The sequence below is a fragment of the Methylibium sp. T29-B genome (assembly GCF_000576225.1).
Lineage (GTDB): Bacteria > Pseudomonadota > Gammaproteobacteria > Burkholderiales > Burkholderiaceae_C > Methylibium > Methylibium petroleiphilum.
Genome location: NZ_AZSN01000146.1, coordinates 1 through 8,961, shown reverse-complemented (window position 1 = coordinate 8,961; position 8,961 = coordinate 1). Strand labels below are relative to the sequence as shown.

The 8,961-nt window shown below is 69.6% G+C and carries 10 protein-coding genes and 1 pseudogene; 6 read left to right on the top strand and 5 right to left on the bottom strand.

Annotation, left to right across the window (positions count from 1 at the left end):
- Both bamC and Y694_RS17505 read left to right on the top strand, forming a co-directional pair.
- A partial coding sequence (gene bamC / locus Y694_RS17510; RefSeq protein WP_036234841.1) for an outer membrane protein assembly factor BamC occupies positions 1–393 on the top strand: 393 nt, incomplete at its 5' end.
- Between the two features lie 38 nt (positions 394–431).
- A complete protein-coding gene (locus Y694_RS17505) occupies positions 432–1,199 on the top strand; it encodes an MBL fold metallo-hydrolase (RefSeq protein WP_036234830.1) in 768 nt (255 codons plus the stop codon).
- A gap of 103 nt (positions 1,200–1,302) precedes the next feature.
- Here Y694_RS17505 and Y694_RS17500 read toward each other — a convergent pair whose 3' ends face one another.
- The 3 genes and pseudogenes from Y694_RS17500 to Y694_RS17490 form a co-directional block, all read right to left on the bottom strand.
- The gene (locus Y694_RS17500; RefSeq protein WP_036234836.1) at positions 1,303–1,605 is read right to left on the bottom strand and encodes a hypothetical protein; all 303 of its coding nucleotides are present in this window, start codon (positions 1,603–1,605) and stop codon (positions 1,303–1,305) included.
- 142 nt (positions 1,606–1,747) lie between these two features.
- Positions 1,748–2,215 (bottom strand): hypothetical protein, encoded by a 468-nt coding sequence (locus Y694_RS17495; protein ID WP_155935855.1) that lies wholly within the window; start codon positions 2,213–2,215, stop codon positions 1,748–1,750.
- A gap of 52 nt (positions 2,216–2,267) precedes the next feature.
- Positions 2,268–3,415 (bottom strand): annotated as a pseudogene (locus Y694_RS17490) (JmjC domain-containing protein).
- A gap of 25 nt (positions 3,416–3,440) precedes the next feature.
- Here Y694_RS17490 and Y694_RS17485 point away from each other — a divergent pair.
- On the top strand, positions 3,441–3,962 hold the full coding sequence (locus tag Y694_RS17485; protein WP_036234831.1) for a peptidylprolyl isomerase: 522 nt from the start codon (positions 3,441–3,443) through the stop codon (positions 3,960–3,962).
- Positions 3,963–3,995: 33 nt separating this feature from the next.
- On the opposite strand, the gene dut is transcribed toward Y694_RS17485, so the two are convergent.
- On the bottom strand, positions 3,996–4,445 hold the full coding sequence (dut, locus tag Y694_RS17480) for a dUTP diphosphatase (protein ID WP_036234828.1): 450 nt from the start codon (positions 4,443–4,445) through the stop codon (positions 3,996–3,998).
- 4 nt (positions 4,446–4,449) lie between these two features.
- Entirely contained in the window at positions 4,450–5,694 is a 1,245-nt protein-coding gene (coaBC, locus tag Y694_RS17475; RefSeq protein WP_036234824.1) for a bifunctional phosphopantothenoylcysteine decarboxylase/phosphopantothenate--cysteine ligase CoaBC, read from the bottom strand.
- A 178-nt stretch (positions 5,695–5,872) separates the two neighbouring features.
- On the opposite strand from coaBC, the gene Y694_RS17470 reads away from it, so the two are divergent.
- The 3 genes from Y694_RS17470 to Y694_RS17460 are packed head-to-tail and all read left to right on the top strand — an operon-like array spanning position 5,873 to position 8,839.
- Entirely contained in the window at positions 5,873–6,430 is a 558-nt protein-coding gene (locus Y694_RS17470; RefSeq protein WP_011830157.1) for a GbsR/MarR family transcriptional regulator, read from the top strand.
- Positions 6,431–6,464: 34 nt separating this feature from the next.
- Positions 6,465–7,847, top strand: coding sequence for a cytochrome ubiquinol oxidase subunit I (locus Y694_RS17465; protein ID WP_036234821.1), 1,383 nt, complete (start codon positions 6,465–6,467; stop codon positions 7,845–7,847).
- Positions 7,844–8,839, top strand: a complete 996-nt coding sequence (locus Y694_RS17460; protein ID WP_036234818.1) for a cytochrome d ubiquinol oxidase subunit II — start codon at positions 7,844–7,846, stop codon at positions 8,837–8,839. The genes Y694_RS17465 and Y694_RS17460 overlap by 4 nt, the downstream gene beginning before the upstream one ends.
- Positions 8,840–8,961 lie beyond the last annotated feature (122 nt).

Genomic DNA, 8,961 nt, shown 5'->3' with positions numbered 1-8,961 from the left:
CCGGTGCCGCCCGCCGCCCGTGCGCGACTGCTGGCCGGCGCCGGCACCGGACTGCAGGTCGACGAGGGCTTCGACCGCGCCTGGCGGCGTGTCGGCCTGGCACTGGACCGCAGCGGCTTCACGGTCGAGGATCGCGACCGCGCCCAGGGCCTGTACTACGTGCGCTACATCGACCAGGCGCAGGCTGCCAAGGATGAGCCCGGCTTTTTCAGCAAGCTGTTCGGTGGCGGCAAGAAGGACGCGGCGGCACAAGGTGGCCTGGCGCGCTACCGCATCGCGGTGAAGAGCCAGGCGGATTCAACGCTGGTGACGGTGCTGAACAACCAGGGCGGCTCCGAGACGGGTGATGCCGCGCAGCGCATCCTGGAACTGCTGGCGACCGACCTGAAGTAGCGATAACGGCCTGAACGGCGGAGACTGCGGTCGCTGCCATGCGCTTTTGCAGCCTCGGCAGCGGCAGTACCGGCAATGCCACGCTGGTGGAGGCCGGCGCGACCCGCCTGCTGATCGACTGCGGCTTCACGCAGAAGGAGCTGTCGCTGCGGCTCGGCCGCCTCGGCCTCGACCCGCCCGGCCTCACGGCCCTGTTCATCACCCACGAGCATGGTGACCACGTCGGCTGCGCGCTGAGCCTGGCCCGGCGCCACCGCCTGCCGCTGTGGATGAGCCGCGGCACCTGGCGTGCGATCGGCGCCCCCGAACTCGACGACGACCTGCTGCACTTCGTGAGCGACGGGGCTCCCGTCGCGGTGGGGGATCTCGAACTGTCGCCCTACACCGTGCCCCACGACGCCGCCGAGCCGTTGCAACTGAGCTGCACCGATGGCCAGCGCCGGTTGGGCGTGCTCACCGATGCCGGCTCGATCACGGCGCACCTTCTGGGTGCATTGCAGGGCTGCGACGCACTGCTGCTGGAGTGCAATCACGACCGGGACCTGCTGGCGAACTCGAGGTACCCCGCCTCGTTGAAGGCCCGTGTCGGCGGGCGCCTGGGCCATTTGGCGAACGACACCGCCGCCGAGGTGCTGGCCGCCTGCCGACATGCCGGGTTGCGCCATGTGGTGGCAGCCCATCTGAGCGAACAGAACAACCGTCCGGATCTGGCTGCCGCCGCATTGGCCGGGGCGGTCGGCACCGACGCCGCCGACATCGTGGTGGCCAGCGCGCGCCGGGGTTTCGACTGGCTGGACCTGGCCTGAGCCGCTTCGCGCGGCCGCCGGACGAAAAAAAGCCGCCCCGAGGGGCGGCTTCCTGAAGCGCGGAGCGACCGGGACCAGCGCCCTGTCGCCCTCCTGCCTGCATTTACTTCGTGGCAGCGTCGATGGCGGCCGAAGCAGCAGCACCGGCAGCCGAAGCCGCATCCGCAGCGCCCGCGGCGGCACCGGCGGCGGCCGAAGCGGCTGCGTCGGTCGCAGCGGTGGCAGCCGACGACGCAGCGTCAGCCGCAGCACCTGCCGCAGCCGAAGCCGCGTCAGTGGCGGCCGAAGCGGCCTGCGCGGTCGCCGACGCCGCAGCGTCGACGGCGGTCGCGACTTCTTCCTTCTTGCCGCAAGCAGCGAGGGCGGCAGCAGCGATCAGCGTGGCAAGCAGGAGCGATTTTTTCATCATGAGGTCCTCAAACGAAGGGTTCAAATAACACCGGTGTGGCGGAACCCGCCGAACAACGTCGAGTTCCTGACAAAGACCAGGGCCGCTCGAGCAGCCCCATGCCTAGCCCAACAGTGTATCCCGAACATGGTGCATACCCTCATAGACCCAAGGTCGTGACAGGGAAGCTTTCGTCGGCTCGTTGCGAAAGCGCCTCAACGAGTTCTCGACAGGACACCAGATCCGCGGTCTCGCGGTAGACCCGGCCCCGGTAGCGCTCGCCATCGTGCAAGCGGACGGCCACGCGTTCCGGTGCGAACAGCAGCGTCGGCAGTTTGTCGGCCACTTCCTCGTGGACTGCCAGGCACTGGACGATGTGCGACCACTGCCGGCGCCAATGCACCCAGCGCGGGAAACGCTGCGCGAAGCCATCGTAACCGGCGGCCAGCACGGTCAGCTGGCGTCGCGAACTGGCCCAGCGTGTCAGCGCCTCGATCACCGCCGGCTGCCCGAGCGGCCACCGGGCGAAGTCCCGATCGCACAGCCAGAGATGCCGTGCGCCGGCCTCCGCGCACTCGTCCAGCGCGGACAGCACGGCCTGGCCGAAGCCCTCGCGCGTGTCGATCACCTGGGTGCCGCCGGCGGGCGCCGAAGCGCCCTCCTGCGGTGGGTCGGTCGGTTCAGCAGCCATCCTCATCTCCCACGACCTGCAGCCAGCCGTCTTCGGCCCACTGCGTCAGCAACTCCCGTGCAGGCTCGCTGGCCCGCTCCAATTCGCGTGTCGACAACGCACGGCGGTCGGCGAGCCGGCGCATCAGAGCGGCATCACGCCCCGCGGCGCGCCAGGATTCGCCATTCACGAACACATGGGCCGCGTCGTACATCATGCGCGTGCGCGGATCCAGGCGCACGCCTGCGTCGACCGACCGCACCTCCGCCGGCGGCGCGAACCAGACGCGCGGCTTCGGCTCGGTGAGCGCCTCGCCGAGCGCCGCCTGCAGCGCCCGCGGATCACGCAGTGCACGCGACACCGCGTCGACCGCGAAGCGCTGCAGCGCCTCGGGGATGCGCCCCGGCGCGTCGGTCGCGGGCTGGGCCGCGTCGCGGTACAGCACGCGCGGCGCGTCGTCTCGCGCTCGAGCAGCCGAGCCAGCACCTCGCGCGCCAGTTCGCCGCGCGCCGGGGCCCGGAAGCCGATCGATGCGGTCATGCACTCGCCATCGGCCACCCCGTCGTGCCCCCAGCCGGGCGGCAGGTAGAGCATGTCGCCGGGTTCGAGCAGCCACTCCTGCTGCGGCTCGAAGTGCGCCAGGATCTTCAGCGGCAGATCCGGCCGCAGCGTGTCATCGCCCGGCGGCGCGATGCGCCAGCGACGACGACCCTGCACCTGCAGCAGGAACACGTCGTAGGAGTCGACATGCGGGCCGACCCCGCCGCCATCGCTGGCCCACGACAGCATCAGGTCGTCGAGCCGCGCCTCGGGCACGAAGCGGAACATCGACAGCAGGTCGCGCGCCGCCGGCACGTGCAGGTCCAGGCCTTGCACCAGCAACGTCCAGCCGGCCTGAGAAACGGGCGGCAGCGCCCGGCGCGGCAGCGGCCCGGAACGCAAGGTCCAGCGATCGCGCTGCCGCACGATCAGGCGCGACTCGACATCCTCGCTGCCGGCCAGTGCGAACAGCGCGCCGCGGTCCAGCGGGGGGCGCACGCCAGGCAGTGCCTGGCGGATCAGCAGCGGCCGCTTCTGCCAGTGGCGGCGCATGAAACGGCGGGGGCTCAGGGCACCCAGCAAGGGCGTCGGCGTGTCGATGGCAGGCAGCAGGGACATGGCCTCATTGTGCGATCATCCTTTCATGCAAATCACGCCCCCCTGCGTCGTCAGCCTGACCTGGCGGCTCGAAGATGCACACGGCCAGTTGATCGACGAACTGGCCGAGCCGGTGGAGTTCTTCGTCGGCGGCGACGATCTGCTCTCCAAGGTGGAGGAATCGATCGTCGGCCAGTCCGAGGGCTTCGAGGCCACGCTGCACCTGGAGCCCGAGCACGCCTTCGGCGACTACGACGCCGACCTGGTGTTCTTCGAGGAACGCAGCGTCTTTCCGGGGCACATCGAGGCCGGCATGCAATTCGACGGACCGCCCGAAGGCGCGACCACGCGCGACCTCCCGCTCGACACCGTCTACACGATCACCGAGGTCTACGACAGCCACGTGGTGCTCGACGGCAACCACCCGCTGGCCGGCATCGCGCTGGTCCTTGCGCTGAAGGTGCGCGACGTGCGCGCGGCCAGCGAAGAGGAGATCGAGCACCGCTCGGTCTCGACCTCGGCACTCTCGGTGCTGAGCGCGGTACCGCCCTCGCCCCAGCTGCACTGACGCGGCGGCACGGCGCGCGCGGGCCGGGCCCGGTCAGCGCTGGCCGGTCGAGCCGAAACCGCCCTCGCCGCGCTCCGAGGCGCCGAAGTCGTCGACGACCCGGAAGCTCGCCTGCACCACCGGCACGATCACCAGTTGCGCGATGCGTTCGAGCGGCTGCACCGTGAAGGCCGCCGGCCCGCGGTTCCAGCAACTCACCATCAACGGGCCCTGGTAGTCGGAGTCGATCAGGCCGACCAGGTTGCCGAGCACGATCCCGTGCTTGTGACCCAGGCCGGAGCGCGGCAGGATCACCGCGGCCAGGCCCGGGTCACCGATGTGGATGGACAGGCCGGTCGGGATCAGCTGCGTCTGACCGGGCTCGAGCAACAGCGGCGCGTCGAGGCAGGCGCGCAGGTCGAGGCCGGCACTGCCCGGGGTGGCATAGGCGGGCAGCTGGTCCGCCATGCGCGGGTCCAGCACTTTCACGTCGATCGTCGTCATGGGTTCAGGTGTTCAAGGTGGGACGGCGCCGCGCGATCTCCGCCACCAGCGCGCGCGCCAGCGTGAGCTTGTCGGCCGTGCCGCCGTCGGCCGGCAGCGGCTGTTCGCCCCGTGCGTCGACCAGCAGCAGCGCGTTGTCGTCGCGGCCGAAGGTGGCCGGCCCGAGGTTGCCCACCACCAGCGGCAGCTTCTTGCGTTCGAGCTTGGCACGCGCGTGCACGGCAAGATGCTCGCTCTCGGCCGCGAAGCCGACGCAGAACGGCGGGTTCGGCAGCGCGGCCACGGTCGCGAGGATGTCGGTGTTCTCGGTCAGCTCGAAGCTCGGCGCCTGCTTCTTGCCGTCCTTCTTGATCTTGTGCTCGGCCAGCCGCGCCGGTCGCCAGTCGGCAACCGCGGCGGTGGCGACGAAGATGCCGTGCGTCGCCGCCAGCGGCAGCACGGCGGCGAGCATCTGCTCGGCGCTCTGCACGTCGATGCGCCGCACGCCGCGCGGCGTGGGCAGGTGCACCGGGCCAGCCACCAGCGTGACCTCGGCACCGGCCTCGCGGGCGGCCCGCGCCAGCGCGAACCCCATCTTGCCGCTGGAGCGGTTGGTGAGCCCGCGCACCGGGTCGATCGCCTCGAAGGTCGGCCCGGCGGTGATCAGCACGCGCTCACCGGCCAGCGGCTTGGGCGCGAGCTGCGCCACGATGTCCTCGAACAGCTCTGCGGCCTCGAGCATGCGGCCGTCGCCGACCTCGCCACAGGCCTGGTCGCCACTCGCCGGCCCAAGCACCGTCGCGCCATCGGCCCGCAGCTGCGCCAGGTTGCGCTGGGTGGCCGGGTGCGACCACATTTCGCGGTTCATGGCCGGCGCCAGCAGCAGCGGGCAGCGGGCGATGGGGCGCGCCAGGCACAGCAGGCTCAGCAGTTCGTCGGCCCGGCCCTGGGCCAGTTTCGCCATCAGGTCGGCACTCGCCGGCGCGACGATCACCGCGTCGGCGTCGCGCGTGAGGTTGATGTGCGCCATGTTGTTCGACTCGCCGGCGTCCCACTGGCTGGTCAGCACCGGCTGGCCCGACAGTGCCTGCATCGTCACCGGCGTGATGAACTGCTGCGCCGCATCGGTCATCACCACCCGCACGCTGGCGCCGGCCTTGACCAGCAAGCGCAGCAGCTCGGCCACCTTGTAGCAGGCCACGCCCCCGCTCAGTCCCAGCACGAGGCGCCGGTTCGCGAGGTCACCGCCAGGCTCGGGGCGATCGGTCATCGTGAGGCTTTCGTCGTCGAGGCCGCTCGTCGAGCCGCCGGATGGGCGCGATTATCGCGGCCGCCCGGCGCCGCCGCTCCCGCACGGGCACATGCTCGCCACCCCTTTCGGTTCAATCTGAATTTTCAGTAATTACTGAAAATTCAACTAGAATCCGGGCACTTTCCGCATCCACTGCATGAGCTCGCTCTCCCCTCTCGTCCACAGTTTCGTCTCGCACTTCGGCGAGATGGGCAGTCGCTGGGGCATCAACCGCACGGTGGGACAGATCTACGCGCTGATCTTCGTGTCGCCGACGCCGCTGAATGCGGACGACATCGCCGAGCAGCTGGAGTTCTCGCGCTCGAACGTCAGCATGGGGCTGAAGGAACTGCAGGCCTGGCGGCTGGTCCGGCTGCGCCACCTGCCCGGTGACCGGCGCGAGTACTTCGAGGCCCCGACCGACGCCTGGGAGATCTTCCGCACGCTCGCCGAGGAGCGCCGGCGCCGCGAGATCGAACCCACGCTGACGATGCTGCGCAGTGCACTGCTCGAGACACCCACCAGCGAGGCCGACCGCATCGCGCAGCAGCGCCTGCGCGGCATGCACGAGCTGATCGAGCTGATGAGCACCTGGTTCGACGACGTCCAGAAGCTCGATGCGAAAACCCTCTCCCAGCTCATGAAGATGGGCTCTAAAGTTCAACGGCTGCTGGAATTCGCCCGCAAGGCGAAGCCCGGCGCGCCTGCCGCCTGAGCCGCATCGCCCCTGATCTGAAAGGACCGACTGCATGGACCCGCTGATCCTCGCGCGCGCGCAGTTCGCCGCCAACATCACCTTCCACATCCTGTTCCCCACGATCACCATCGCGCTGGGCTGGCTGCTGATGTTCTTCCGCTGGCGCTGGCTGCGCACGCACGACGGCGCCTGGCTCGCCGCCTACCGCTTCTGGACCAAGGTGTTCGCGCTGAGCTTCGCGCTCGGCGTGGTGAGCGGCATCACCATGAGCTTCCAGTTCGGCACCAACTGGCCGGGCTTCATGGAGAAGGCCGGCAACGTGGCCGGCCCGCTGCTCGGCTACGAGGTGCTGACTGCCTTCTTCCTCGAGGCCGGCTTTCTGGGCGTCATGCTGTTCGGCCACGGCCGCGTCAGCGAGCGCATCCACATGATGGCCAGCTTCTTCGTCGCCTTCGGCACCACCGTCAGCGCGTTCTGGATCCTCGCGCTGAACTCGTGGATGCAGACGCCCGCCGGCCATGAAGTGATCGACGGCGTGTTCCACGTCAAGAGCTGGGCCGAGGTGCTGTTCAACCCGTCCTTCCCCTACCGCTTCACGCACATGCTGCTGGCCTCGGGCCTGACCTGTGCCTTCCTGATGGCCGGGCTGAGCGCCTGGCAGCTGCTGCGCGGCCAGGCCGAGCGCTCGGCACCCAAGGTGATGCGCGTCGGGCTCACCGTCGCGGCGCTGCTGATCCCGGTGCAGATCTTCGTCGGCGACCTGCACGGCCTCAACACCCTGAAGCACCAGCCGCAGAAGATCGCGGCGATGGAGGGGGTGTGGGAGACCGAGCGCGGCGCGCCGCTGCTGCTGTTCGCGGTGCCCGACGACAAGGCCCGCACCAACCACTTCGAGATCGCGATCCCCAAGATGGCGAGCCTGATCCTCACCCACGACGCCGACGGCGAGATCAAGGGCCTGAACGACTTCCCCGATGCCCACCCTCCGGCCGCGCCGCTGTTCTTCGCCTTCCGCGTGATGGTCGGCATGGGCGTGCTGATGCTGCTGGTGAGCTGGGTCGGCTGGTGGATGGGCCGCCGCGTCGGCTGGGCGCCGCAGCGCCTGTCGCGCGGCCTGCTGTGGGTGCTGGCGGGCATGAGCTTCTCGGGCTGGTTCGCCACCGTGGCCGGCTGGTACGTGACCGAGATCGGTCGCCAGCCCTTCATCGTCTACGGCCTGCTGCGCACCGCCGACGTGGCGGCGACCACCGTGCCGTCCTCGATGATCGCGCTCAGCCTCGCGATGTACGTGACGCTCTACCTTGCGCTGATCGTGGCCTACGTCAGCGTTCTCAAGTACATGGCCGAGAAGCCCGAGGACGTGATCGAGCCCGATGCGCTGGAACGCGCCGAAGGCCGCGCCGCGGCCGCGCTGGCGAAGGGGAGTGCCACATGACGTTCGATCAATCGCTGCCACTGATCTTCATGGCGTTGATGGGCATTTCGATGCTCGTCTACGTCGTCAGCGATGGCTACGACCTCGGTGTCGGCCTGCTGATGCCGCGCGCCAATGCCACCGAGAAGGACGTGCTGATCGCCTCGATCGGCCCGTTCTGGGACGCCAACGAGACCTGGCTGGTGCTGGGCATCGGCATCCTGCTGATCGCCTTCCCCAAGGCGCACGGCCTGGTGCTCACGCAGCTCTACCTGCCGGTCACGCTGATGCTGATCGGCCTGATGCTGCGCGGCGTGGCCTTCGACTTCCGTGTCAAGGCCAAGGACGTGCACAAGGCCACCTGGGACCGGCTGTTCTTCGCCGGCTCGCTGCTGGCCTCGATGTCGCAGGGCTGGATGCTCGGGCGCTACATCAGCGGCTTCGGCTCGGGCTGGAACTACCCGGTGTTCGCCGCCGCGATCGCGCTCGCGCTGCCGGCGGCCTATGTCCTGCTCGGCGCGGCCTGGCTGATCATGAAGACCGAGGGTGAGCTGCAACGCAAGGCCATCCGCTGGGCCAAGCTCGCGTGGTGGCCGGTGGTGGTCGGCATGGTGCTGATCTCGCTGTCCACGCCGTGGATCAGCGCCACCGTGCGCCAGCGCTGGTTCGAGCTGCCGGCCATCATCGCGCTGTCGGCCATTCCGCTCACCACCGCCATCGCGCTGGTGGCCGCCCGCCTGGTGCTCGACCGGCCCATCGTCCGCAAGGAACTGTGCTGGCTGCCCTTCGTGCTGCTGATCGCGGTGTTCGTGTTCGGCTTCCTCGGGCTGGCCTACAGCATCTATCCCTTCGTCGTGATCGACCAGCTGACGATCTGGCAGGCCGCCAGCAGCCCGGCGGCGCTGAAGGTCATCCTGATCGGCGTGTGCATCTCGGTGCCGGCGATCGCGGCCTACACCGTGTTCTCCTACCGCGTGTTCTGGGGCAAGGCCACCGAGCTGCGCTACGGCTAGGACGCTTCCGAGAGAAAGCGCAACAGCGCGGCCGCGCCGGCGCCCGGTTCGGTACCGACGGCGGTGCACAGCAGCAGCCGGCGCGTCGCCCAGGCATCCGCCAGCGGCCGCACCGTGATGCG

Coding starts and splice junctions, on each gene's coding strand:
- Y694_RS17505 (WP_036234830.1), top strand. CDS start 432: ATGCGCTTTTGCAGCCTCGGCAGCGGCAGTACCGGCAATGCCACGCTG.
- Y694_RS17500 (WP_036234836.1), bottom strand. CDS start 1,605: ATGAAAAAATCGCTCCTGCTTGCCACGCTGATCGCTGCTGCCGCCCTC.
- Y694_RS17485 (WP_036234831.1), top strand. CDS start 3,441: ATGCAAATCACGCCCCCCTGCGTCGTCAGCCTGACCTGGCGGCTCGAA.
- dut (WP_036234828.1), bottom strand. CDS start 4,445: ATGACGACGATCGACGTGAAAGTGCTGGACCCGCGCATGGCGGACCAG.
- coaBC (WP_036234824.1), bottom strand. CDS start 5,694: ATGACCGATCGCCCCGAGCCTGGCGGTGACCTCGCGAACCGGCGCCTC.
- Y694_RS17470 (WP_011830157.1), top strand. CDS start 5,873: ATGAGCTCGCTCTCCCCTCTCGTCCACAGTTTCGTCTCGCACTTCGGC.
- Y694_RS17465 (WP_036234821.1), top strand. CDS start 6,465: ATGGACCCGCTGATCCTCGCGCGCGCGCAGTTCGCCGCCAACATCACC.
- Y694_RS17460 (WP_036234818.1), top strand. CDS start 7,844: ATGACGTTCGATCAATCGCTGCCACTGATCTTCATGGCGTTGATGGGC.